The organism is Streptomyces sp. NPDC102259, from assembly GCF_044766465.1.
In the GTDB taxonomy this organism is placed as follows: domain Bacteria; phylum Actinomycetota; class Actinomycetes; order Streptomycetales; family Streptomycetaceae; genus Streptomyces.
Genome location: NZ_JBIWMA010000006.1, coordinates 357787 through 382450, shown reverse-complemented (window position 1 = coordinate 382450; position 24664 = coordinate 357787). Strand labels below are relative to the sequence as shown.

The window sequence follows — 24664 nt, the reverse complement described above, 5'->3', positions numbered from 1 at the left end:
CCGCTTCCGGACCATGGCCATCCATCGGGGTTCCGTGCTCATCGGGCATGTCGTCGGCAGCGTGATCCAGTGCGTGATGAGCGTGGCCCTCGTCGCTGTCGTCGGAGTGGCCATCGGGTTCAGGTCCACCGATGCCACGGTCCTCGAGTGGATCGCCGCGTTCGGACTGCTCGTGCTCTTCGCCATGGCGCTCACCTGGATCGCGGTCGGGATGGGGCTGTCCAGCCCGAACGCCGAGGCGGCCAGCAACAACGCCATGCCGCTGATCTTCCTGCCGCTCATCTCCAGCGCCTTCGTCCCGATCGACGCGATGCCGGGCTGGTTCCAGCCGATCGCCGAGTACCAGCCCTTCACCCCGGCCATCGAGACCCTGCGCGGACTGCTCCTCGGCACCGAGATCGGCCACAACGGATGGCTCGCGGCCGCCTGGTGCCTGGGCCTCGCCGTGCTCGGCTACTTCTGGTCCAAGTCGCTGTTCGACCGCGACCCGAAGTAAGGGAGAAGGACCGGCCGGCAGCCCGCCGCCCACAGCCCACAACTCATCCCGCTCCGGGGCGACGCACTCCGACACCACGTCGGCACGCGCCGCCCCGCAGGCGTCCGCACGACGAACGTCCGCACGGCAGGCATCCGCGCAACGACACCGAGGGAGAGCGGCGAGGCAGACGCGGCCAAAGCCTCCTAGCGAGACGGGACCGCGCAGGCACCGCCGACTGCCGGGACACGGGCGGCGCGGGGGAGAGCGGGCAGACCGTCGGCCGAGGCCGGTTGCCCCAGTGCCGCACGGGCCGCCCGCAGATGCTCCAGCCCTTCCTTCGCCATGCGTGTGACCTCCTCGTACTCCTCCGCCGTACGGGCCCCGGTCAGCCGGTCCCGCGCCGCGCGATGGCACTGCGCCGCACCGGTCAGCGCCCGGCCCGCCGTCTCGTCCGCACCCGCCCAGGACCGCGCGTCCGGCGGCACGAGACCGCCGCCCAGCCGGATCAGCCAGTGATTCGCCTCCACCTCCGCGTCCAGATCGGACAGTCCGGAGGGGCCCGGTGGGCCGGACCGACCGGGCCGATCGGGCCGACCGAACCGACCGGGACGACCGGCCGGACGTCGGGTGCGACCCGCGCGGCGCTGGGCCACCACCCCCGCCACCGCGCCGACGATCAGCAGCACCGAGAGCGTGATCATGAACCCCGTGGATCCCATGGCTGGCTTCCTCCCTTGCCCCGTCGGCCCGTGCCGGCGTACCGCTATGAGACGACGCGCCGCTGTGCTGCCCCCTCGGGGTTCCTGTGCGCCTCCGGTGAGGTTTCCAGGAGCGGATCGGAGGCCGCGCGGGCGCCGCGGATGAACCTCGCCGCGACCGCCGCCGGCAGCGATGCCGCCGACAGCGTGCACAGACCGCCGTTCGTGCCCCCCGGCGTGTCCTTGAGGTAGCCGAAGAAACCAGGGGGAGCCCAGCGTGGCCAGGAACGTGCCCGTCGCCGACAGCACCAGGGTGATCGCTACTCATGAAAGAGAGCCACGCCCCCCGATGCGCAGGTCGGGGGGCGTGGCCCGGATAAATCCGTCAGCTGCCGGAGACCGAAGGTGAAGCCGACGCGCTCGGCTGCGGCGGTGCGCCTTGGCCGTCCTCCGTCGCCTCCGGGTCCACGCCGACCGTGATCGACCCGTGGACGCCCCTCGCGATGTCCCGCTTGTCGTAGCGCAGCTTCAGCAGGCCGCCCCGGGTGCCGCTCTGGTCGTAGATCGTGTCCTCGGTGAGGGTCGTGCGCTCCGCGGCGTTGCTCGCGTAGGGCTCCACCACCGCCGAGGCGAGCACGGACTCCTCGTCGAAGAAGAACTGGCCGGTGTGGCAGGCGTGCCCGCCCTCGTAACCGGCGTCCGTCCACTCGCCGTCCACATGCACCTTGACGTGGATATGGACGCACCGGCCCCGGTACCAGCCCGGAAAGACCGTCCGGAAGGTCACCTGACCGTGCCGGTCCGTCCGCCAGGTGCCGCGCAGGTAGCGGCTGTCGTCCGTGGGCTCCTGGTGGCCGCCTCCCGGGGGCGCCCCGGTGGGCGCGCCGGTGGGCGCGCCGGTCGGGGGTTCGCCGGTCGGGGCCGGCCCGCCGCCACCGCCGTTGCCCTGGTCCTCGTAGCCCGAGTACACGCCCACCGCATCGCAGTGCCAGATGTCGACGGCCGCGTCCCGGACGGGTTTGCACGTGTCCGAGTCGATCACCTTCAGGCCGAGGAGAAGCGGGATGCCCTCCCGGTCCTCCGTGACGTCCCGGCGGATCTTGTCGGCGTCGATGTAGTAGGGGCCCTCGACCGTCTCCGAGGTCAGGCGGTAGCAGACCTCCCCGTCGGTGTCGGCGCCGGTCCGAGCCGGTCCGCCGCGCCCGTCGGCGGCGCTCGCCGCGAAGGCGGTGCCGCCCAGGCCCGCCACCGCGACGCCGCCCGCGGCCACGACCACGACCTTCCGACGTGATAAGTCCTGTTCGCTGTGTGGTTTCTGAGATCCCGTCATGAGGCCGGGACGCTAGGGACGAAACCTGTCAGCAGCATAGGGAAGGGCTGTCAGTTCCCGGGGAAAACGAAAGTGGCCCGGAACCGACGTCGGTTCCGGGCCACTTCGCGAAAGGCCTGCCGTTGCTGCTTGTGCGTGCTACTTCGGCTGCGGCTTGCGCACCGACAGGTGCAGCTCCCTCAGCCGGGCCTCCTCCAGCTCCGTCGGCGCGCCCATCATCAGGTCCTGGGCGTTGCCGTTGAGCGGGAAGGCGATGGTCTCGCGGATGTTCGGCTCATCGGCCAGCAGCATCACGATGCGGTCGACGCCCGGCGCGATGCCGCCGTGCGGCGGGGCGCCGAAGCGGAACGCGCGCAGCATGCCGGCGAACTTCTCCTCGACCGTCTCCCGGTCGTAGCCCGCGATCTCGAACGCCTTGAGCATGATCTCCGGCTCGTGGTTCCGGATGGCGCCGGAGGACAGCTCGACGCCGTTGCAGACGATGTCGTACTGCCAGCCCAGGATGTCCAGCGGGTCCTGGGTCTCCAGGGCCTCCAGGCCGCCCTGCGGCATCGAGAACGGGTTGTGCGAGAAGTCGATCTTGCCGCTCTCCTCGTCCTTCTCGTACATCGGGAAGTCGACGATCCAGCAGAAGCGGAAGACGTTCTCCTCGAAGTGCCCGGCACGCTTGGCGGCCTCGACCCGCACCGCGCCCATGATCTTCGAGACCTCGTCGAACTCGCCCGCGCCGAAGAACACCGCGTGGCCGGCGGCCAGCGACAGGCGCTTGGTCAGCTCGGCGACGTTCTGCTCGGTCAGGAACTTGGCGATCGGGCCGGTCAGCGAGCCGTCCTCGGCCACGCGGACCCAGGCCAGACCCTTCGCGCCCAGCGTCACCGCGAAGTCACCGAGCTGGTCGAAGAACTTACGGGACTGCGCGGCGACGTCCGGCACCGGCAGCGCGCGTACGTGCTTGCCCGCGAAGGCCTTGAACTCGGAGCCCTCGAAGATGTCGGTGATGTCGGTGAGTTCCAGCTGAGCCCGCAGGTCCGGCTTGTCGGAGCCGTACTTCAGCATCGACTCGCGGAACGGGATGCGCGGGAAGGGGGAGGTGACATGACGGCCGCCGCCGAACTCCTCGAACAGCTCCGTCATGAGCTTCTCGATCGGCTGGAAGACGTCCTCCTGCTCGACGAAGCTCATCTCGACGTCGAGCTGGTAGAACTCGCCCGGCGAACGGTCCGCGCGCGCGTCCTCGTCACGGAAACAGGGCGCGATCTGGAAGTAGCGGTCGAAGCCCGAGATCATCAGCAGCTGCTTGAACTGCTGCGGGGCCTGCGGCAGGGCGTAGAACCGGCCCGCGTGCAGACGGGACGGGACGACGAAGTCGCGGGCGCCCTCGGGGGAGGTCGCGGACAGGATCGGCGTCGCCATCTCGTTGAAGCCCAGCGCCGTCATCTTGTGCCGCATCGCCGAGATGACCGACGTACGCAGCATGATGTTGCGGTGCATGCGCTCACGGCGCAGGTCCAGGAAGCGGTACTCCAGGCGCCGCTCCTCGTTGACCCCGTCCTCGGCGTTGATCGTGAAGGGGAGCGGCTGGGCCGCGCCGAGCAGCTCGACCTCGCCGACCTCGACCTCGATCTCGCCGGTCGGCAGATCCGCGTTGACGTTCTCCGCGCCACGCGAGACGACCTTGCCGTCGATGCGGACCGTCGACTCCTTGGTCAGCTTGTCGAGGGCGTCGTACGCGGGCGTGCCCGGACGGGCGACGAGCTGCGTGATGCCGTAGTGGTCACGCAGATCGATGAAGAGGATGCCGCCCAGGTCGCGCCGATTGTGCAGCCAGCCGCTCAGCCGGACGTCGGTGCCGACGTCAGAGGCGCGGAGCTCGCCGCAGGTGTGGGACCTGTACCGATGCATCGTCGTTCATCCAGTCTTCGCGGATCGGGGGCGTGTTTCACGTGAAACAACCCCCAGCGTACCGGGCGGTCACTGATCACCTCCCCTCAATACGGGTGCGGCGATCAGTGGCACTTCTCCGCCTCATCTTCCTAAAGTGGGGCAATGCGCACTGGCGAGCCGTTGCCCGCCGTGGGGGAGGTCCTGGCCTCCCTCGCGACCGGTCTGTGGCACTGGGACACCGCCACCGGGCTGGTCACGGTCGACGCCGAGGCAGCCCGGCTGCTCGGGCTGCCCCCGCAGGAGACGGTCCTCACCGAGGCCCAGACCCGGGCCCGCCTCCACCCCGTCGACTGGAACGAGATCACCGGAGTGGTGCAGCTCGCCGTCGCCGAGGGCACCCTCGCCGAGGTACGCATCCGGATCATGGACAACCGGGGCCGCGTCGTTCGGCTGGTGCGCAGCCGCTCCAAGCCGTCCTTCGACCCGGTGAAGAAGGCGTACGAGCTGATCGGCACCCTCCAGGAGGTGGCCGAGCCGACCCCGGGCACCGCCGCGGGACGGACCGCCGTCACCGGCGACTGGCGGCGCTCGCGCGAGGCGTTTCTGCTGGACGCCGGCCGGGCGCTGGCGGAGGCCCGGTCCACCGAGGAGGTGCTGAGGGTCGCGGCGGCGCTGTCCATGCCGGGCTTCTCACCGGACGGACTCGCCGTCTTCGGCGTGGAGGGCGAGCGGCTGACGATCATCGGCCACCACGGACACCAGTCCGGCGACGAGGACCCCTTCAGCCATATGTCCATCCATACGGACTATCCGGCCGCCGAGGTCGTGCGCACCGGACGGGCCGTCTATCTGTCCTCCCCCGAGCAGTACAAGGAGCGCTACCCGCTCGTCTGGCCGATGGCCGCGCACTTCGGCCGTCACTCCTGGGCGTTCCTGCCGCTGACGGTGGCCGGCCACACGATGGGCGCCTGGATGGCCGCCTTCGCGTACCCGGTGGCGTTCACCCCCGACGAGCGGTCCGTGCTGACGACGGTCGCCCGCATGCTCGCCCAGGCCCTCACCCGCGCCGGCGCGGCGGAGACCCAGCGCGAGCTCACCGACGGTCTCCAGCGCTCCATGCTCCCCACCCTCGGCCCCGAGATACCGGGCATGACCCTCGCCGCCCGCTACATACCGACCGGCGGCGGCCTCCAGGTCGGCGGCGACTGGTACGACATGATCCCGCTGCCCAGAGGACGCTTCGCCCTGGTCATCGGCGACGTCCAGGGTCACGACGTCCGCGCCGCGGGGCTCATGGGCCAGCTGCGCATAGCGGTACGGGCGTACGCCGCCGAGGGCCACCGCCCCGACGCCGTCCTCTCCCGCGCCTCCGGCTTCTTCCACGGCCTCACCGACCCGGACGGCGGAGCCGGGGCCGATCCGCGTTTCGCCACCTGCCTGTACCTGGAGGTCGACCCGGTGACCGGAGTCCTGGAGACCGCCCGGGCCGGCCATCTGGACCCCGCGATCCGGATGTCCGACGGCACCGTGCTGGTCCGCGCCACCGCCGGCGGCCTGCCCCTGGGCATCGACCCGGACGCCGACTACCCCACCACCCGGCTCGCCCTGGAACCCGGCGAGGCGCTGATGCTGTGCACCGACGGCCTGCTGGAGACCGGCGGCCACGACCTCGACACCGGCTGGCGGCGCGTCCGCAAGATCCTCGAGGCGCACGAGGGCGACCTGGAGGAGCTGGCAGACGCCCTGGTCCAGGCGGTGCACGGCCCTTCCTCCCACCACACCACGGGCCCCCTCGCGGACCGCCGCGAGGACGACATAGCCGTACTGCTCCTGTGCCGCCAGGGCGAGGGAGGCTGCGGCCCCGGCACCGCTCCCGTGCCGGTCCGGCAGCCCGTGCGCCGCTCGATGCTGACGGTCGCGCAGGCCGAACCCGAACGGATCGCCGTGGCCCGGCAGCAACTGCGCGAGCTGCTGCACGACTGGACCTGCGCGGACCAGATCGACTCGGCGGTCCTGTTCGTCTCCGAGACGCTGACGAACGTCCTCGTGCACACCGACGCGGACGCGCTGCTCGTCGCCGAGGTCACCGGCGCGCCCGGCGAACGCCGGCTCCGTATCGAGGTCACCGACGCCGGCGACGACCTCCCCCACAAGCGGAGCCCCGGCGAACTGGCCTCCTCGGGGCGTGGCCTCGTCCTCATTGAACTGCTCGCGGACGCCTGGGGGGTGGCGCCCCGGGGTGAGGGCAAGACCATCTGGTTCGAGCTCTACGAGTTCGGCGAGTTCTGCGAGCTCTGCGAGGCGCCCCCGGCCGGAGCCCCGTAACGCGTCCGCAGTTCATGCAGGACCCCGAAGGCGGCGGCCGTCACGGGAACGGCGAGCAGCATGCCCAGGATCCCGGCCACGGACGCCCCGGCCGTGATGGCCACCATCACCACCGCCGGATGCATCTGCACGGTCCGGCTCTGGATCATCGGCTGAAGCACGTGCCCCTCCAGCACCTGCACCGCCAGCACCACCCCGAACGCCCACAGCGCGATGACGAAACCCCGGTCGGCGAGCGCCACCAGCACGGCGACGGCCCCGGAGAGGAACGCGCCGAGATAGGGGATGTACGCGAAGACGAAGACGAGGGCGCCCAGCCCGACCGCCCCCGGCACATCGAGGACGAGCAGCCCGACGGTGATGCACACGGCGTCGATGAACGCGATGAAGGTCGTCCCGCGCATGAACCCCTCCACGGCCCGGAAGGCCCGCCGGGCCATGGCCTCCAGGGTGTCGCCGGTACCGCGCGGAGCGACGGACCGCAGCGCGCCGATCGCCCGGTGCGAGTCCCGCAGAAAGAAGAAGACGAGCAACAGCGCGAGCACGGCCATGGCGATGCTCTCGCCGACCACACTCACCCCGCTGATCACATTGGAGGCGGCCGTCCCCCCGAACTTGGTGAGCAACTCCTTCGCGTTGGACGCGAGGTCGTCGAGCGAGGTCCCGGCGGCCCCGAAGTGCTCGGCGACACCCCGCGCCGCCGACCTGAGCGCGGCGACGATCTGATCCCCGCTGTCGATCAGCGCGGCGACGACGATGTACACCGCCCCGCCGACCACGGCGACGACGGCGACACACGTCAGCCCCGCCGACACCGACCGGGGCACCCCCACCTCCACCAGCCTCCGGTACAGCGGCCTGAGCAGCGCGGTCCCGAGCAGCGCGAGCAACACCGGCGTGACGGCCGTACGCAGCTCCGAGCAGAGCCTGATCCCGACGTACCCGACGCCTGCGACGAGCAGGATCACGGCGCACCAGGCGGCCAGGCGACGGACAGGCAGCGGGAGCAGGTGCACGGGTTCAGCGGATCACGGGGGCGCGGGGTTGTCCTGGCCGGACGGCCGCCCGGGTGACGGGGAGTGACCCGGGCTCAGATTCGAACATTCGCTTCCAAAGGGTGAACAACCTTGCTGTATCAGCGTGTTGTCCTGGCATATGCCTACCTTCCGAGACGGAGGTGATGCTCGATGTACGAGCAGAACAACACACCGCCGCCGGACAAGCCAGCGGCGCAGCAGGACGCGATCGATATCAACGACTTCGTGTTCGCGGCGACGGGGGCGAGGGTACGGAGGCTGACCACGCCGGACGGAGAACACTGGTTCCCAGCCGTGGACGTGGCGGCTCAACTCGGCTACGCCAACACCCGGGATGCATTGCATCAGAGTGTTGCGCAACAACACACAACATCTCTCGACGATCTTGCACGAAGCGTCGGTACAGCCGACGCTTCGTGCAACATTGCAGGTCACAGGCTCAAGAAGTCGATGAAGATGGTGAATCTCCAGGGACTCATCCAGCTCGTGAACGGATGCACCAAGCCGGAGGCCCAGCCCTTCAAAACCTGGGTCGCCGGAGTCATCGCCACCATCCAGCGCGACGGCTCCTACTCCCTGGAGCCCGCCCCCGTACAACCCGCCACCGCCGGCGGCACCGCGTACGTCATGCCCGAACAGGTCGTCGACGCCCTGGTGCGCCTCGAAGAACGCAACATGCAGATGGACGAGAAGCTGGCCGCCCACGCCGGCGAACACAACGATCTGCTGCGGCAGATCAACCACAGCCTTCAGGACATCGCCGCGGCTCTCAACCGCCCCGGCGACCGCCCTCGGCCCTCACCGGCTCCGGAACTGACGCCTCAGCAACTCCTCGCCAAGTGGAGGGCGAAGCATCTCGTCTTCGCTGAGGATGTTCACACGGTGGCCGCCTACCTGGCCCCGGCGCTGCTGCACGGCGGGGCCAGGTACCGCGTGAAAGAGATCACCGTCCACACGGGACTGTCGCACAAGCGCGTACACGACTGCTTGGAGCTGCTGTTCGAGCAGGGGTGCGTGCGGCATGCAGGTCATGCACCGGACGGGAGCCCGATCTGCGTACTGCCGTAGCGAGGTGACATGAGACAGGCCCGAAGTCGCAAAACAAGGTTGCGGCTTCGGGCCCTGTCACACCGTAGCGGCTGTCGGCCGATCGGGGGCTAGATGCCCTCCGCCGTCATCCCGTGCACCGCCGGAATCGTGCCCAGTCGGCCCTTCTGGAAGTCCTCGAAGGCCTGCTGGAGCTCGTCCTTGGTGTTCATCACGAACGGGCCGTAGTGGGCCATCGGCTCCCGGATCGGCTGCCCGCCCAGCAGCACGACCTCCAGGTCAGGCGTGTGGGAGTCCTGCTTCTCGTCCGCGCGGACCGTCAGCGAGGAACCCGCGCCGAAGACCGCCGTCTGACCCAGGTGGATCGGCCGACGCTCGGCGCCGACCGAACCGCGGCCCGCCAGGACGTACGCGAGACCGTTGAAGTCCTCGCGCCACGGAAGAGTGAGTTCCGCGCCCGGCGCGACGGTCGCGTGGACCATCGTGATCGGGGTGTGGGTGATGCCGGGGCCCGCGTGGCCGTCCAGCTCGCCCGCGATGACACGCAGCAGCGCGCCGCCGTCCGGGGTCGTCAGGAGCTGGACGTGTCCGCCGCGGATGTCCTGGTACCTCGGCGCCATCATCTTGTCCCTGGCCGGCAGGTTCACCCACAGCTGGAGGCCGTGGAAGAGACCGCCGGACATGACCAGCGACTCCGGCGGCGCCTCGATGTGGAGGAGGCCCGAGCCGGCCGTCATCCACTGGGTGTCGCCGTTGGTGATGGTGCCGCCGCCGCCCTGGCTGTCCTGGTGGTCGAAGATCCCGTCGATGATGTAGGTGACGGTCTCGAAGCCGCGGTGCGGGTGCCAGGGGGTGCCCTTCGGCTCGCCCGGCGCGTATTCCACCTCGCCCATCTGGTCCATCATGATGAACGGGTCGAGGTGGCGGTAGTTGATCCCGGCGAACGCACGGCGTACCGGGAAGCCCTCACCCTCGAAACCGCCGGGCGCGGTCGTGACGGTGAGCACGGGACGTGCGACCGCGTCGGCCGATGCGGTGACGCGCGGCAGGGTCAGCGGGTTCTCGACGGTCACTGCGGGCATGTCCGTACCTCCTTGGGCGACGTGCGTCCAGTTTAGTTGAGCATTGAACTTTCTGCCACCCATAACGATGGAAGCCCGGAGGACATTCCCATGGAGAGGCGGCCACGCGGGGGCGGCGGCGCGGGGGAACCCTATGGCATGACTGTGAAGGGAAAGGGGTGATCCCCGGACGCCCGAGGGCCGGCCGGGGATCAGAAGGAGAAGACAGGGGAAGAGCAGGGAGAAGAGGAAGAGGAGGGGAGGCGAGGGGACCGGAGATGAGGGGAGAGGAGGGGAGGGAAGCGGGAGAGGGGAACCCTCAGCCGTACATCCGCCGCATCGCGAACTCGACCATCTGCTCGACCGCCTTCGCGTCGAACACCATCCGGTGCTCACCCTCCATGTCGAGGACGAAGCCGTACCCGGTGGGCAGCAGGTCGATCATCTCGGAACCGGTGATCACGAAGTACTTGGACTCCTTGCCCGCGTACCGGCGCAGCTCCTTGAGCGAGGTGAACATCGGGATCACCGGCTGCTGGGTGTTGTGCAGGGCGAGGAAACCGGGGTTGTCGCCGCGCGGACAGTAGACCTTGGAGGTCGCGAAGACCTGCTGGAAGTCCTCCGCGGCCAGCTGACCGGTGGTGAAGGCCCGCACCGCGTCCGCGAGGGACGGCGGGGACGGCTCCGGGTAGAGCGGCGGCTGCTGACCGTACCCGCCGTGGCCGCCGGGCATCTGCTGCTGCGGCGGGGCGTACTGCTGCTGTGCAGCACCGCCGTCCATGGGCTGGCCGTATCCGTACATGGGCGCAAGCGTACCGAGCGCGCCCGGCGGACGGGGCGGTACGGGGGACCCTTCCGAGGCGTACGGGACGCGTTACGCGTCACAGATGGCCGGTTCGGGGTTGCGACTTATTACCGACGGGTAGCATCATCGGTAGCTACTTGTTGGTACGTGAACTAGCGCGAGGATCCCAGTCCCTCGCCGATCTCTCTTTACGGAGCCGTCGCCATGGGGCACTACAAGTCGAATCTCCGCGACATCGAGTTCAACCTCTTCGAGGTGCTCGGGCGCGACAAGCTGTACGGCACCGGCCCGTTCGGGGAGATGGACACCGAGACCGCGAAAAGCATCCTCGAGGAGCTGACCCGCCTCGCGGAGAACGAGCTGGCGGAGTCCTTCACGGACGCCGACCGCAACCCGCCGGTCTTCGACCCCGAGACCAACACCGCGCCGGTGCCCGCGTCCTTCAAGAAGAGCTACCAGGCCTTCATGGACTCCGAGTACTGGCGGCTGGGCCTGCCCGAGGAGATCGGCGGCACCACCGCCCCGCCGTCCCTGATCTGGGCGTACGCGGAGCTGATCCTCGGCGCGAACCCGGCCGTGTGGATGTACTCCTCCGGCCCGGCCTTCGCCGGCATCCTCTTCGACGAGGGCAACGACGTCCAGAAGAAGATCGCGCAGATCGCCGTCGACCGGCAGTGGGGCTCCACGATGGTCCTCACCGAGCCGGACGCAGGCTCGGACGTGGGCGCGGGCCGCACCAAGGCGGTCCAGCAGGAGGACGGCTCCTGGCACATCGAGGGCGTGAAGCGCTTCATCACGTCCGGTGAGCACGATATGTCGGAGAACATCCTCCACTACGTGCTGGCCCGTCCCGAGGGCGCCGGACCCGGCACCAAGGGCCTGTCCCTCTTCCTCGTGCCCAAGTACCTCATCGACTTCGAGACCGGTGAGCTGGGCGAGCGCAACGGCGTCTACGCCACCAACGTCGAGCACAAGATGGGCCTGAAGGCCTCCAACACCTGCGAGATGACGTTCGGCGACCGGCACCCCGCCAAGGGCTGGCTGATCGGCGACAAGCACGACGGCATCCGCCAGATGTTCCGCATCATCGAGTTCGCCCGCATGATGGTCGGCACGAAGGCGATCTCCACGCTCTCCACCGGCTACCTCAACGCCCTGGAGTACGCCAAGGAGCGCGTCCAGGGTCCCGACCTGGCGAACTTCATGGACAAGGCCGCGCCGAAGGTCACCATCACCCACCACCCCGACGTGCGCCGCTCGCTGATCACGCAGAAGGCGTACGCGGAGGGCATGCGCGCCCTCGTCCTCTACACGGCCTCCATCCAGGACGCGATCGCCGTGAAGGAGGCGAACGGCGAGGACTCGAAGACGGAGCACGCGCTCAACGACCTGCTCCTGCCGATCGTCAAGGGCTACGGCTCCGAGAAGGGCTACGAGCAGCTCGCCCAGTCGCTCCAGACCTTCGGCGGCTCCGGGTTCCTCCAGGAGTACCCGATCGAGCAGTACATCCGTGACGCCAAGATCGACACCCTGTACGAGGGCACCACGGCGATCCAGGGCCAGGACTTCTTCTTCCGGAAGATCGTCCGCAACCAGGGCGCCGCGCTGAACTCCCTCGCCGAGGACATCAAGAAGTTCCTGGCGCTGGGCACCGGTGGCGAGGAACTGGCCGGCGCCCGCGAGCACCTGGCCAAGGCGGCCGTCGAGCTGGAGGCCATCGTCGGCCTGATGCTGACCGACCTCGCGGCCACCGAGCAGGACGTCAAGAACATCTACAAGGTGGGCCTGAACACCACCCGCCTGCTGCTCGCCTCCGGTGACGTCATCGTCGGCTACCTGCTCCTCAAGGGTGCCGCGATCGCCGCCGAGAAGCTGGAGTCGGCCGCCACGAAGGCCGTCTCCGCGAAGGACGTGGCGTTCTACACCGGCAAGATCGCGGCGGCGAAGTTCTTCGCGGCCGACGTCCTGCCGGGCGTCACCCTGGCCCGCAAGATCGCCGCGGGTGTCGAGCTCGACCTGATGGAGCTGGACGAGGCCGCCTTCTAGCACTCAGAGGCCGCGTTCCAGGACGCATCCGCACAACCGCCCAGCACTCCACATTGTCCTCACGAGGGCCCGCTCCCCATCACCGGGAGCGGGCTCTCGTACGTCGTTAAGGTGAACCCCATGAGCGCACCCTCCCGCTTCGACCGCGGCCACACCGACGACCTCATGACGTTCCTGACGGCGAGCCCGTCGCCGTACCACGCCGTGGCGAACGCGGCCGAGCGCCTGGAGAGGGCCGGGTTCCGGCAGGTCTCGGAGACGGACGCCTGGGACTCGGAGACCTCGGCGGCCTCCGCGGCGGGGAGCGGCGGCAGGTATGTGCTGCGCGGCGGCGCGATCGTGGCCTGGTACGTGCCCGAGGGCGCCGCGCCGCACACGCCGTTCCGGATCATCGGCGCGCACACCGACTCCCCGAACCTGCGCGTCAAGCCGCTGCCCGACACCGGGGCGCACGGCTGGCGCCAGGTGGCCGTGGAGATCTACGGCGGTCCGCTGCTCAACTCCTGGCTGGACCGCGACCTGGGCCTGGCGGGCCGGCTGACGCTGCGGGACGGTTCGACGCACCTGGTCGACGTCGGTCGTCCGCTGCTGCGGGTCCCCCAACTCGCCATCCACCTGGACCGGGCGGTCAACACCGACGGCCTCAAGCTCGACAAGCAGCGCCACCTCCAGCCCGTCTGGGGCCTGGCGAACGACGTGCGCGACGGCGACCTGATCGCCTTCCTGGAGCAGGAGGCCGGGCTGGCCGCGGGGCAGGTCACCGGTTGGGACCTGATGGCGCACTCCGTGGAACCGCCCGCCTACCTGGGCCGCGACGAGGAGCTGGTGGTCGGCCCCCGGATGGACAACCTGCTGTCCGTGCACGCCGGTACGGCGGCGCTGACGGCCGTGGCGACCGGCGGCGAGGGCCTGCCGTACATCCCGGTGCTGGCCGCCTTCGACCACGAGGAGAACGGCTCGCAGTCGGACACCGGCGCGGACGGGCCGCTGCTGGGCAGCGTGCTGGAGCGTTCGGTGTTCGCGCGCGGAGGGTCGTACGAGGACCGGGCGAGAGCCTTCGCGGGCACCGTCTGTCTGTCGTCCGACACCGGTCACGCCGTCCATCCCAACTACGCGGAGCGGCACGACCCCACGCACCACCCGCGGGTCAACGGCGGCCCGATCCTCAAGGTCAACGTCAACAACCGGTACGCGACCGACGGTTCGGGCCGGGCGATCTTCGCCGCCGCCTGCGAGAAGGCGGGCGTGCCGTTCCAGAACTTCGTCTCCAACAACTCCATGCCCTGCGGCACGACCATCGGTCCGATCACCGCGGCCCGGCACGGCATCCGCACGGTCGACATCGGCGTGGCCATCCTGTCGATGCACAGCGCGCGGGAGTTGTGCGGCGACGCCGACCCGTACCTGCTGGCCAACGCGCTGGTGGCGTTCCTGCAGGGGTAGCAAGTCGGCTGCCGCGCATGGGAGTCGGGCCGCGGGGTACCCGGATCCGGTGGTGAACCGGAGTGGCCGGTACACCGGACAGGAGGCAACATCATGGGCCTCGGCGGATGCATCATCCTCATCGCCGTGGGAGCCATCCTCACGTTTGCGACCGACTGGGACATGCAGGGCGTCAATCTCGATCTGGTGGGCGTCATCCTGATGATCGTCGGGCTGATCGGCGTGACGACGTTCAGCAGCATCGCCCGGCGCCGCCGCGTGATGGTGCCTCCCACCTCGACCACGGTGGTCGAGACGGAACGACACCAGCGCGACGGCTACAACGGCGGCTACGGCGTCTGACCGTGAGCCGGGTCAGGCGCCCGGTCCTGCCAGGACCGACCGTGACCGGTCCGCCCCGCCCTCGGTGAGGCGGACCGGAACACCCTCGTTCCTGTGCCTGATCCTGGGCCTGTGCCTGATCCTGTGCTTGATCCTGGGCCTGGGCCTGGGCCTGTTCCTGGGCTTGGGCCTGTTCCTGTGCCCGTTCTTGTTCGGCCGACCGCCCTGGCCAGGTCACGGCTCAAGGGTGCCGTCGGCCACCGACGGTCACGCCAGCGCGTGACCCGTCGTCGCGTCCACATGGTCCGGCACGTCGTCGTGGCGGTCGCCCACGGTGAGGGTGCCGGTCGGCTCGAAGACGAGGATCTCCGTGGGCACCGGCGCGAACGGCTTGTGCTCCGTGCCGCGCGGGACGGTGTACAGCGAGCCCTTGGGCAGGACGACCGTGCGTTCGCCGCCCGTTTCCCGCAGCGCGATGTGGAGCTCGCCGTCCAGGACGAGGAAGAACTCGTCGGTGTCGTCGTGGACGTGCCACACATGCTCGCCCTCGACCTTCGCGACGCGCACGTCGTAGTCGTTGACGGTGGTGACGATGCGCGGGCTCCAGCGCTGGGTGAACGAGGCGAGGGCGGTGGCCAGGGAGACGGGTTCGGTGGTCATGCGCTCAGCGTGCGGGATGCGCCGACCACCCCACGAGTGCTAGGAATCGCACATGCCGCAAGAATCCTCTCAGCGGACCGTGGGCGCGCCGCACCGGGTCGCCGTGATCGTGGACGAGGGCACCAATCCCTTCGAGGTCGGCGTCGCCACCGAGCTGTTCGGGCTGCCCCGGCCCGGCCCGGCCGCTGTACGAGGTCGTGCTGTGCACACCCGAGCGCGAGGTGCGGATGAACCACGGGTTCTTCACCATGACCGGCGGGCGGGGCCTGGAGGCGGTGGACTCGGCGGACACCCTCGTGGTGCCGGGCCGGCCCGACAACGTCGTCCCGCGCGGCCCCGCCGTCCTCGACGCCATCAGGCGCACCCACGCGCGCGGGGCACGCGTCATGAGTTTCTGCACCGGCACCTTCGCGCTCGCCGAGGCCGGGCTGCTCGACGGCCGCCGGGCCACCACCCACTGGATGTGGGCCGAGACCTTCCGCGCGCTGCACCCGAAGGTGCGGCTGGAGTCCGACGTCCTCTTCGTCGACGAGGGCGGCATCCTCACCGCCGCCGGCAGCGCCGCAGCGCTCGACCTCGGGCTGTACGTCGTACGGCGCGACCACGGCGCGGAGATCGCCAACGCCGTCTCGCGCCGGCTGGTGTTCGCCGCGCACCGCGACGGCGGCCAGCGGCAGTTCGTGGAGCGCCCGGTGCCGGACGTGCCCGACGAGTCGCTGGCGCCGCTGCTCGCCTGGGCGCAGGAGCGGCTGGGGGAGCCGCTGACGGTGGCGGAGCTCGCGGCGCGGGCGGCGGTGAGCCCGGCGACCCTGCACCGGCGGTTCCGGGCGCAGCTCGGCACGACCCCGCTCGCCTGGCTGACGGCGGAGCGGGTGGCGCTCGCCTGCCGGCTCATCGAGCGGGGTGAACAGCGGCTGGACATGGTGGCGGCCAGGAGCGGGCTGGGGACCGCCGCGAACCTGCGCGCACGGGTGCGACGCGAGACCGGACTCAGCCCATCGGCCTACCGGCGGCGTTTCGGACCGGCCGCCGGGGAAGCCGTAACCGCATGAGATTCCTCGTACGCGACCGGCTCCTCGGCTTCGGTGACGACTACTGGATCGAGGACGACCACGGCAACAAGGTGTACCTCGTCGACGGCAAGGCGATGCGGCTGCGGGAGACCTTCGAGCTGAAGGACACCCATGGGCGGGTCCTGATCGACATCCACCAGAAGATGTTCGCCCTGCGGGACACGATGGTGATCGAACGGAACGGCGAGCCGCTGGCCACGATCCGGCGCAAGCGGCTGTCGCTGCTGCGCAACCACTACCGGGTGGCGCTGGCGGACGGTCGCACCGAACTCGACGTCAGCGGCAAGATCCTCGACCGGGAGTTCGCGGTCGAGTACGACGGCGAGCTGCTGGCCGTCGTCTCCCGGCGATGGCTGCACGTGCGGGAGACGTACGGCGTCGACGTCGTACGGGAGGACGCGGATCCGGCGCTGCTGATCGCGGTGGCGGTGTGCGTGATCCACCTCGCCGACAAGGAACACGAGGACTAGGAGCGCCCGGACGTTCGAGGGCCGGGAGTGGGAGACCGAAGCGGAAGCCCCTGAGCGGAAGCGCCCTGAGCGACCAGGGCACTGAGCGACCGAGGCCCTGAGCAGCTAGGGCCGGTGTTCGGGAGTGCGCAGTCCGAGTACCCGGTCCTTGAGGGCCGGGAACTGCTCCCGGGTCGTGGCGACCCTCGACGGGTCGAACTCGACCTCCAGGACCTCCTCGCCGGAGCCCGCCTCCGCCAGCACCTCGCCCCACGGATCCACCACGATCGAGTGACCCGCCTGCGGAACTCCGGCATGCGTCCCGGCCGTTCCACAAGCGAGCACGAACGCCTGGTTCTCGACCGCCCGTGCCTGGGCCAGCAGCGTCCAGTGCGCCCGGCGGCGCTCCGGCCAGCCCGCGGAGATCACGAGGGTCTCGGCGCCGGCGTCGACGAGACCGCGGAAGAGTTCGGGGAAACGGAGGTCGTAGCAGGTGGCGACGCCGACGGTCGTCCCGGGCAGGCGGACCGTCACCAGTTCCTCGCCCGCGCCCATCAGCACGGCCTCGCCCTTGTCGAAGCCGAAGCGGTGGATCTTGCGGTAGACGGCGGCCAGCTCACCGGAGGGGGTGAAGACGAGAGACGTGTTGTACAGGGGGCCCTCGGCGGAGCCGTCGACGGACGGAGCCCGCTCCGGGATCGAGCCCGCGTGCAGCCACACGCCCGCGTCACTGGCGGCCTTGGCCATCGCCTCGTACGTCGGCCCTTCCAGGGGCTCGGCCTCGCCGGCGAACTCCTCGTAGGCGAACGCCCCGGTCGTCCACAGTTCCGGCAGCACCACGAGGTCGGCGGCACCGGCCCGTTCCCGTACCAGCTCGGCGACCCGCATCCGCCGCGATTCGACCGATTCGCCCTCTTCTACAGCGATCTGGATCAGAGAGGCGCGCACACTACCACCGTCCTGGCATTCGAGTCGTTCACACGGGCCTACGATCGTCACACGAAAGCACTGCCGGGGTGCCTCACAGCAGCGTAGCTTGGGGGTCCCCCAGTCTCGAGCGCAGTCGAGAACTGGGAGAGTTTCGAGACACCCGCCGACAACCACCGACAGCTGCCGACAACCGCCACCTCCCGCTGGCAACGCCGCCACAACCCACCCGAGTACCGACCGCCGAGGGGTCCCGTTTCCGTGAGTCTGCATCCCACCCTCCAGCCCTACGCCGACGCCTGGACCCACTCCATCGAAGCGATATCCGAGCTCGTGCTGCCGCTGGTGGAGGCGGACTGGAACCGCCGGACCCCGTGCCCCGGCTGGTCGGTACGCGACATCGTGTCGCACGTCATCGGGCTGGACTGCGAGATGTACGGCGACCCGCGCCCCATCCACACCCTCCCGCGCGACCTGTACCACGTCACCAACGACATCCAGCGCTACATGGAGATGCAGGTCGACGTCCGCCGCCACCACACGGCGCCGGAGATGACGTCCGAGCTGGAGTACACGGTCATCCGTCGCAACCGCCAGCTGCGCAACGAGTCGCGCCAGCCCACCACGATGGTGCGCGGCCCGCTCGGCACCGAGCTCACGCTCGAGGAGTCCATGCGCAAGCACGCGTTCAACGTGTGGGCGCACGAGCAGGACCTGCGCGCCGCCCTCGGCCGGCCCGGCAACCTCGACTCGCCCGGCGCGCACATCGCCCGCGACGCGCTGCTCGCCGAGCTCCCGGCGGTCGTCGCCGAGAAGGCCGACGCCCCGCGCAGCTCCGCGGTCGTCTTCGACGTGCACGGGCCGATCGAGTTCCTGCGCACCATCCGGGTCGACATCCAGGGCCGCGGCACCCTGGAGACGGCCCCGGCACTCGGCCCGGCCGCCGCGTTCACCCTCGACTGGGAGACGTTCGTACGGCTGGCCTGCGGGCGGGTGACGGCGGAGGCGGTCGCCGACCGGGTGAAGGCGGAGGGCGACCCGGAGCTGACGGCGGCGATCCTGCGGAACTTCGCGGTCACCAGGTAGCCGGCCGCACGGCCACACCCCCTCGACAGAGAACGGGCCCGTCGTGACGATCACGACGGGCCCGTTTCCTGGGGCGCTACTGGCCCTTCGGGTGTCAGCCCAGCCTGGCGAAGCCGTAGTTCAGCAGCTTCGTCGCGTCGGCGGCGCGCACCGTCGCGTTGGTGGAGGCCAGCACCGTACCCACGACGGTCTTGCCGTTACGGGTGGCGGCGAAGACGAGGCAGTACTTCGCCTCCGGGCCGGAGCCCGTCTTCACGCCGATGGCGCCGCTGTAGCTGCTCAGCAGCGTGTTGGTGTTGGTCCAGGCCGCCATGGTGCGGGTGGAGCCGGTCTTGGTGACCGTCTTGGCCGTGTACGACTTGGTCTTGACGATCGCGCGGAAGTTCGCGCTCTTCAGCGCGTTGCTGGCGAGCTTCGTCAGGTCCTTGGCGGTCGAGTAGTTCGACCCGTTGCCGATGCCGTCGAACGAGTCGAAGTGCGTGCTGGTCATGCCGAGCTGCTTCGCCTTGGTGTTCATCTTGCCGATGAACGACTTCACGCGAGCGGCGCGGGTCGTGCCGGTGCCGAACTTGTCGGCGAGGGCGTACGCGGCGTCGCAACCCGACGGCAGCATCAGCCCGTAGAGCAGCTGACGGACCGTGACCTTGTCGCCGACGATCAGCCGCGCGGAGGACGCGTTGTTCGCCACGATGTAGTCGCTGTACGCCTTCTGGATGGTGACCTTGGCGTCGAGGTTGAGGTTCGTCTGGGCCAGCACGACCTTGGCGGTCATGATCTTCGTGGTGGAGCCGGTGGACAGCTTGGTCGTCCCGGCCTTGTTGTAGAGCGCGGCACTGTTCGCGTTGTTCATCACGTAGCCGGCCTTGGCGGCGATCGTGGGCGTCGTAACGGCTTGTGCGGGTGCCGCGGTGAGGGCTCCGGTCGCGAGCACTGCGCCGGCGGTGACGGCAACGGCTGCGGCCCTGCGGACTCGGATGCCCTTGATGGCGGTTATCAACTGAAATACCCCGATTACGTCGAATGCCCCTGCGGTACGGCCAAGTTGAAGGGGGAAAAAAAATGGGCCGCACGTGTGTGACACGTAAGTAGCACACAAAGTTGTGCGCTTGCCGGGCAGAATTTCCGATTACTTGGCCCTGCTCTTACCCGGGCCCCGCCCGCCCCGCTCCCCACCCCGCATCCCACCCTGCTCCCCACCCCACTTCCCGCGCCCCTCACCGCTCCCGGCCGCCGGTCCGCATTCTGGACCGGCCCCCCGTTGCGTACGTGTTGTATCTATCCTGTGGGCATGCCGTCCTCCGCCCCGCCCGCCCCCGCTCCCGTGAAGCAACCGCCCGCCGCCGACCGCGTGTACGCCCACATCAAGCAGGGTGTCCTGGACCGCCGCTACGAGGGCGGCACCCTCCTCACCGAGGGTGAGCTCGCCGAGGCCGTGGGGGTCTCACGCACTCCGGTGCGGGAGGCGCTGCTGCGCCTGGAGGCGGAGGGGCTGATCAAGCTCTACCCGAAGAAGGGCGCCCTGGTCCTGCCGGTCTCCGCACAGGAGATCGCGGACGTGGTGGAGACCCGCCTGTTGGTGGAGGAGCACGCGGCACGCAAGGCGGTCCCCGCGTCGGCCGCGCTGCTCGAGCGGCTGGAAGAGCTGCTCGCGAAGCAGAAGGCACAGGCCGCGGCGGGCGATCTGGCCGCCGCCGCCGTCACGGACCGCTGCTTCCACGCGGAGATCGTCCGCAGCGGCGGCAACGACATCCTGTCGAGGCTGTACGACCAGCTCCGCGACCGCCAACTGCGGATGGGCGTCGCCGTGATGCACTCCCACCCCGACCGGATAGCCAAGACGCTGGGCGAACACGAGGAGATCCTTCAGGCGCTGCGCTCCGGTGACGCCGAAGCCGCCGTCGAGATCGTGCACCGGCACGTCGGCTGGTTCTCGCACCTGGCTCGCGGGGAGGTCCGATGAGCGCCGGCCACCGCACCGTGAACTCCACCCTTCCGGGTGATCCGCCGGGCGGACGGCGCGCGATGGCCGTCTGGGGGATCGGCGTCTCGGTCTACTTCGTCGCGGTCATCTTCCGCACCTCCCTGGGGGTGGCCGGCCTCGACGCCGCCGAACGCTTCCAGGTGAACGCCTCGGCCCTGTCCACCTTCTCGATCCTCCAGCTCCTGGTCTACGCGGGCATGCAGATACCGGTGGGCCTGCTGGTCGACCGGCTCGGCACGAAGAAGGTGCTGACCATCGGCGTCGTGCTGTTCACGGCCGGTCAGCTCGGTTTCGCCTTCTCCCCGTCCTACGGCACGGCCCTCGCCTCACGCGCGCTGCTCGGCTGTGGTGACGCGATGACGTTCATCAGCGTCCTGCGGCTCGGGACCAGGTGGTTCCCGGCCCGACGCGGACCGATGGTCGCCCAGATGGCGGGACTGGCGGGGATGGCCGGCAACCTGGTCTCGACCCTCGTCCTGGCCCGCCTCCTGCACGGCATCGGCTGGACGGCGGCCTTCGCGGGCAGCGCGCTGGCGGGAGTGGTCGTCCTGGTCCTCCTGCTGCTCTTCCTGAAGGACCACCCCGAGGGCCACGAGCCCGCGCCGTTCCCGCACCAGGGCGCGGCGTACGTCCGTCGTCAGATCGCCGCGTCCTGGCGGGAGCCGGGCACCCGCCTCGGCCTGTGGGTGCACTTCACCACCCAGTTCCCGGCGATGGTGTTCCTGCTCCTGTGGGGTCTGCCGTTCCTGGTGGAGGCACAGGGCCTGTCACGGGCGACGGCCGGCGAACTCCTGACCCTGGTGGTGCTGAGCAACATGGTCGTGGGCCTGGTCTACGGCCAGATCGTCGCCCGTCACCACGAGGCCCGGCTGCCGCTGGCCCTGAGCACGGTCGGTGCGACCGCCCTGATGTGGGCGGCCACGCTCGCCTACCCCGGCGACCGGGCGCCGATGTGGCTGCTCGTGGCGCTCTGCGCGGTCCTGGGCGCGTGCGGCCCCGCCTCCATGCTCGGCTTCGACTTCGCCCGCCCGGCCAACCCGCCCGAGCGCCAGGGAACGGCCTCCGGCATCACCAACATGGGCGGCTTCGTGGCGTCGATGACGACGCTCTTCGCGGTCGGCGTGCTGCTGGACGCGACCGGCGACGACTACACGATCGCCTTCTCCTGCGTCTTCGTCCTCCAGGCCGTCGGCGTCAGTCAGATCCTGCGGCTGCGCAGCCGCGCGGCTCGGCGCGAGCGGGAACGGCTGGTGGCGAGCCGGGTGGAGACGGTGCACGTGCCGGCGTAGACGACGTTGACGGCATTGACGGCATTGACGGCGTTGACGGAGCGGACGGCCTGACGGCCTTGACGGAGCGGACGGCCTTGACGGCGTAGGGGTGTTCAGGCTGTCCGCGGCGAAACACGGTTGTCCGGAAGCCCGTTCGACGTCTACCGTCGGGCCTCGTCGACGTGTAGCTCAGTAGCCAGAGCGCCGGGCTCCTAACCCGGAGGGCGCAGGGGCGGAACCTGCCACGTCGGCCCATCGACGTGTAGCTCAACAGCAGAGCACCGGGCTCGGGACCCGGAGGGCGCGGGGGCGGCACCCGCCATGTCGGCTTATGAACGACGACGCTGACCAGCAGCACCTCGCAGAGGCCGATCCGGGCTACGCGGCCGGCCAACTGGCCAGGGCGTTCAGGACCGCGCTCGGCCACGAAGACCCCGACACCCGCCGCCGCGCCGACGAACGACAGCGTGCGTGGCGGTCGGTGCTGGCGGGCATGGCGAACGGGCTGCTCACCATCGGCTCCCGCACCCCGGTCCGGGATCTGCCCGCGTGGGTGACACCCGAGGTGCTCCGGGGCGGCTTCGCCACCGGCGCGCCGAGCGCCGGCGGGCCCCTGACGGAGTACGAGGCCGAGGCCGCCCGCCGGGCCGGGGTGCCGCGGGACCGGCAGGCGCTGTTCGCGTACTGGCTGTCCGAGGACGGGCTGGCGCGGCTCTACGAACTCCTCGACGACGGACGGTACGAGGTGACCGTCCCCGAGGAGGCCGCCCTGCTCACCGTGGCCTGGCTGGGCCGGGCCGGGGAGACGGAAGCCGCGCTCGGACTCGTCGAGGAGCTCGCCCCGTTCGCGGGACGGCTGCGGTTCACGCCCCGCCCGTCCACCCGCCCGGCGCCCGACGCCGGCACGGTGCACCGGTGGACCGTCGGCGAAGCCGGTGAGAGCCTCGCGCGGCGGCGGACCAGCAAGGCGGTGGAGACGCAGCGGGAGGCGCTCGCCGTGTGGCAGCCGTTCGGCGACGAACTGCTCGCCCACTGGCTGGAGACCGCCGCCGCCGGGCAGCCGGTCCTGGTGGGGACGCGTACCCCTCACCCGGCCTGGCACGGGCACGGCGCCGAACTGCTGCGCCGCTACCGCGACCTGGCCGCCCGCCACACCCACTGCACCAAGCACCTCAAGCCGAAGGAGAACCTGGCGATCCTGCGCGGGGCGCTGGAGGAGACCGTCGCCGGACGGGAACTGGACGCGCGCCGGCTCGGGCTGCTGCGGCACGCCGTCACGTCCATGGTGCGGCGGCGCGGGCTGCCCGGCTCCGCCGAGCTCACCGCGCTGCGCCGGGAGCAGGCCGCGCAGGCGGCGCTGCCCTCGCACCACGCGCTGGCCCAGCTGGTGTTGCGCCGGCTGTCCGGGCTCGACCAGCAGGCGGGCGTGGCCGAGGTCGCGCCGCTCGTCGCCGAGGTGGGCGAGGAGGAGGCGCGGGAGACGGGGCTGCCCGCGGGCGCGGCGATTCCGGCCGGTGTCCGGCGGCCCGTCGAGGCCGCGCTGAGCGCGCCGCTGAGCACCCTCGTGGAACGCGGGGTCGTGCCCTCGGCGGAGGTGCTGGCCGAGCTCGTGCCGCGGCTCGTCGCCGCCACCACCGCGCAGGCCTACCCCGACCCGGCCCTGCGCACGCTGGCGGCCGCCCACCACCGGGCGTTCGCCGGCCGCCGTTCGCTGCTGCTGCTCAACCTCCAGCGGCAGGTACGGGCGGAGGAGCTGCCGTGGGTGCGGGCCGTGGCCGGGCAGCGCACGGACGGCGAGGCGGGCGCGGTGTCGGCCGTCGCGCTGCGGCAGCTCGGCGAGCTCGCCGTGCAGGCCTTCCCCGGCACGATCCTGCCCAACTCCCTGATCCGTGAACTGTCCGTGCTGGCCCGCCAGGCCGAGCTGGGCGCTCCGCTGGTCGAGGAGCTGGCCGCGGACATCTTCATGGGCACGTTCACCCCGAAGTTCCTCGCGGCGGCCCGGATCGCGGCGGAGTTGCTGGGCGGCGGCTCGCTGTACGAGCGCTACTACGTCGTCGACTACCGGGCCGTCCGCAATCTGGCGATCGCCGAGACCGGCGAGGCGCTGACGAGGTCGTACGGGGCCAGGACCTCGCCCGGGTTCGCGAAGCTCTGCGTCGAGCGGGCCGAGGCCGGCTCGACCCGGTCACGGCACGGGGGCGGCGGCTCGGTGGCCGCGAACGGCAAGGTGATCGAGCAGGCGCAGATCCTCACCACGCACAACCTGGCCACCCTGGTCCACCGGGTCGGCATCGACCCGGCCGCGGGCTGGCCGGACCTGGCCCGCCGCTGCTTCGTCACCGTGTGCCGGCTGACCGGCCGCGTGCACGGCAACCCGCGCCCGCTGAGCACGATCAAGGACGTGGCCTACGCCTGGCGGCAGCTGGTGTTCCATCTGTCCCTGTGCACCCCCGGCGAGCGGGCCCGCACCCTGGCCGGGCTGCCGGAGGAGCTGTCCCGGCACCCCGCCCATGTGGCGGGCCGACTGGCCCCCGCCCTGACCGGCCTGCACCAGGTCGCCGAGGGCGGCCGGGCCGACGAGGGCGCCGGCCGGCTGCTCCTCGGCTGGACCACGGACGGACACTGGCTGCGTCCGGATCCGGCCTCGGCGGGCTGAGACGACCGGCTCCCGGGCCGCGCCCCCTCGGGATGCGCGGCCCTTCGCGGTGCGCCCCTCAGGGTGCGCGGCCCTTCGCGGTGCGG

General features: G+C 70.6%; 20 protein-coding genes, 2 tRNA genes and 1 pseudogene. 14 read left to right on the top strand and 9 right to left on the bottom strand.

Annotated elements, in window-relative coordinates; all coding sequences use genetic code 11:
* The coding region (locus ACIRPU_RS18160; RefSeq protein ID WP_403867949.1) for an ABC transporter permease at positions 1-496 on the top strand (496 nt) is incomplete at its 5' end.
* Between the two features lie 185 nt (positions 497-681).
* On the opposite strand, the gene ACIRPU_RS18155 is transcribed toward ACIRPU_RS18160, so the two are convergent.
* The 3 genes from ACIRPU_RS18155 to aspS all read right to left on the bottom strand — a co-directional run bounded on the left by ACIRPU_RS18155 (position 682) and on the right by aspS (position 4408).
* Positions 682-1197: a hypothetical protein gene (locus ACIRPU_RS18155; RefSeq protein ID WP_403867946.1), complete on the bottom strand. Its 516-nt coding sequence runs from the start codon at positions 1195-1197 to the stop codon at positions 682-684.
* A gap of 364 nt (positions 1198-1561) precedes the next feature.
* Positions 1562-2506: an intradiol ring-cleavage dioxygenase gene (locus ACIRPU_RS18150; protein WP_403867944.1), complete on the bottom strand. Its 945-nt coding sequence runs from the start codon at positions 2504-2506 to the stop codon at positions 1562-1564.
* Between the two features lie 138 nt (positions 2507-2644).
* Positions 2645-4408 (bottom strand): aspartate--tRNA ligase, encoded by a 1764-nt coding sequence (gene aspS / locus ACIRPU_RS18145; RefSeq protein WP_355707848.1) that lies wholly within the window; start codon positions 4406-4408, stop codon positions 2645-2647.
* A 144-nt stretch (positions 4409-4552) separates the two neighbouring features.
* Here aspS and ACIRPU_RS18140 point away from each other — a divergent pair, with 144 nt between their 5' ends.
* Entirely contained in the window at positions 4553-6715 is a 2163-nt protein-coding gene (locus ACIRPU_RS18140) for a SpoIIE family protein phosphatase (RefSeq protein WP_403867941.1), read from the top strand.
* On the opposite strand, the gene ACIRPU_RS18135 is transcribed toward ACIRPU_RS18140, so the two are convergent.
* The gene (locus ACIRPU_RS18135) at positions 6658-7731 is read right to left on the bottom strand and encodes an AI-2E family transporter (RefSeq protein WP_403867938.1); all 1074 of its coding nucleotides are present in this window, start codon (positions 7729-7731) and stop codon (positions 6658-6660) included. The genes ACIRPU_RS18140 and ACIRPU_RS18135 overlap by 58 nt on opposite strands.
* Before the next feature lie 171 nt (positions 7732-7902).
* Between ACIRPU_RS18135 and ACIRPU_RS18130 the strand changes: the two genes are divergently transcribed.
* Positions 7903-8820 carry a Bro-N domain-containing protein gene (locus tag ACIRPU_RS18130; RefSeq protein WP_403867935.1) on the top strand — a complete coding sequence of 306 codons (918 nt, stop codon included), beginning with the start codon at positions 7903-7905 and terminating at the stop codon, positions 8818-8820.
* An 89-nt stretch (positions 8821-8909) separates the two neighbouring features.
* Here the strand turns inward: ACIRPU_RS18130 and ACIRPU_RS18125 are convergent, their stop codons facing one another.
* Both ACIRPU_RS18125 and ACIRPU_RS18120 read right to left on the bottom strand, forming a co-directional pair.
* Entirely contained in the window at positions 8910-9881 is a 972-nt protein-coding gene (locus tag ACIRPU_RS18125; RefSeq protein WP_403867932.1) for a pirin family protein, read from the bottom strand.
* A gap of 298 nt (positions 9882-10179) precedes the next feature.
* The gene (locus tag ACIRPU_RS18120; protein ID WP_028806966.1) at positions 10180-10662 is read right to left on the bottom strand and encodes an SseB family protein; all 483 of its coding nucleotides are present in this window, start codon (positions 10660-10662) and stop codon (positions 10180-10182) included.
* Between the two features lie 207 nt (positions 10663-10869).
* Between ACIRPU_RS18120 and ACIRPU_RS18115 the strand changes: the two genes are divergently transcribed.
* The 3 genes from ACIRPU_RS18115 to ACIRPU_RS18105 all read left to right on the top strand — a co-directional run bounded on the left by ACIRPU_RS18115 (position 10870) and on the right by ACIRPU_RS18105 (position 14496).
* Positions 10870-12711, top strand: a complete 1842-nt coding sequence (locus tag ACIRPU_RS18115; protein ID WP_403867928.1) for an acyl-CoA dehydrogenase — start codon at positions 10870-10872, stop codon at positions 12709-12711.
* A gap of 120 nt (positions 12712-12831) precedes the next feature.
* Complete coding sequence (locus ACIRPU_RS18110) at positions 12832-14154, top strand: M18 family aminopeptidase (RefSeq protein ID WP_403867925.1); 1323 nt, start codon at positions 12832-12834, stop codon at positions 14152-14154.
* 93 nt (positions 14155-14247) lie between these two features.
* Positions 14248-14496 carry a DUF6458 family protein gene (locus ACIRPU_RS18105; RefSeq protein ID WP_054242050.1) on the top strand — a complete coding sequence of 83 codons (249 nt, stop codon included), beginning with the start codon at positions 14248-14250 and terminating at the stop codon, positions 14494-14496.
* 246 nt (positions 14497-14742) lie between these two features.
* On the opposite strand, the gene ACIRPU_RS18100 is transcribed toward ACIRPU_RS18105, so the two are convergent.
* Positions 14743-15135: a cupin domain-containing protein gene (locus ACIRPU_RS18100; protein WP_403867922.1), complete on the bottom strand. Its 393-nt coding sequence runs from the start codon at positions 15133-15135 to the stop codon at positions 14743-14745.
* Between the two features lie 52 nt (positions 15136-15187).
* Here ACIRPU_RS18100 and ACIRPU_RS18095 point away from each other — a divergent pair.
* Positions 15188-16187, top strand: a pseudogene (locus ACIRPU_RS18095) (GlxA family transcriptional regulator).
* Positions 16184-16678 (top strand): LURP-one-related family protein, encoded by a 495-nt coding sequence (locus ACIRPU_RS18090; protein WP_355707868.1) that lies wholly within the window; start codon positions 16184-16186, stop codon positions 16676-16678. Before ACIRPU_RS18095 ends, ACIRPU_RS18090 begins: the two are co-directional and overlap by 4 nt.
* A 105-nt stretch (positions 16679-16783) precedes the next feature.
* On the opposite strand, the gene ACIRPU_RS18085 is transcribed toward ACIRPU_RS18090, so the two are convergent.
* On the bottom strand, positions 16784-17605 hold the full coding sequence (locus ACIRPU_RS18085) for a carbon-nitrogen family hydrolase (RefSeq protein WP_403867919.1): 822 nt from the start codon (positions 17603-17605) through the stop codon (positions 16784-16786).
* Between the two features lie 240 nt (positions 17606-17845).
* Here ACIRPU_RS18085 and ACIRPU_RS18080 point away from each other — a divergent pair, with 240 nt between their 5' ends.
* Positions 17846-18670 (top strand): maleylpyruvate isomerase family mycothiol-dependent enzyme, encoded by an 825-nt coding sequence (locus tag ACIRPU_RS18080; protein ID WP_142265218.1) that lies wholly within the window; start codon positions 17846-17848, stop codon positions 18668-18670.
* A 94-nt stretch (positions 18671-18764) separates the two neighbouring features.
* Here ACIRPU_RS18080 and ACIRPU_RS18075 read toward each other — a convergent pair whose 3' ends face one another.
* Positions 18765-19667 (bottom strand): D-alanyl-D-alanine carboxypeptidase family protein, encoded by a 903-nt coding sequence (locus tag ACIRPU_RS18075; RefSeq protein WP_403867916.1) that lies wholly within the window; start codon positions 19665-19667, stop codon positions 18765-18767.
* 291 nt (positions 19668-19958) lie between these two features.
* Here ACIRPU_RS18075 and ACIRPU_RS18070 point away from each other — a divergent pair, with 291 nt between their 5' ends.
* From ACIRPU_RS18070 to ACIRPU_RS18050, 5 genes are all read left to right on the top strand, one after another.
* Positions 19959-20630: a GntR family transcriptional regulator gene (locus ACIRPU_RS18070; RefSeq protein WP_355707875.1), complete on the top strand. Its 672-nt coding sequence runs from the start codon at positions 19959-19961 to the stop codon at positions 20628-20630.
* Between the two features lie 62 nt (positions 20631-20692).
* Positions 20693-21940: a nitrate/nitrite transporter gene (locus tag ACIRPU_RS18065; protein ID WP_403867990.1), complete on the top strand. Its 1248-nt coding sequence runs from the start codon at positions 20693-20695 to the stop codon at positions 21938-21940.
* A 160-nt stretch (positions 21941-22100) separates the two neighbouring features.
* Positions 22101-22173, top strand: a tRNA-Arg gene (locus tag ACIRPU_RS18060).
* Between the two features lie 5 nt (positions 22174-22178).
* Positions 22179-22250 (top strand) — tRNA-Pro (locus tag ACIRPU_RS18055).
* 3 nt (positions 22251-22253) lie between these two features.
* Entirely contained in the window at positions 22254-24578 is a 2325-nt protein-coding gene (locus ACIRPU_RS18050; protein WP_403867913.1) for a hypothetical protein, read from the top strand.
* The last annotated feature ends 86 nt before the right edge of the window (positions 24579-24664 follow it).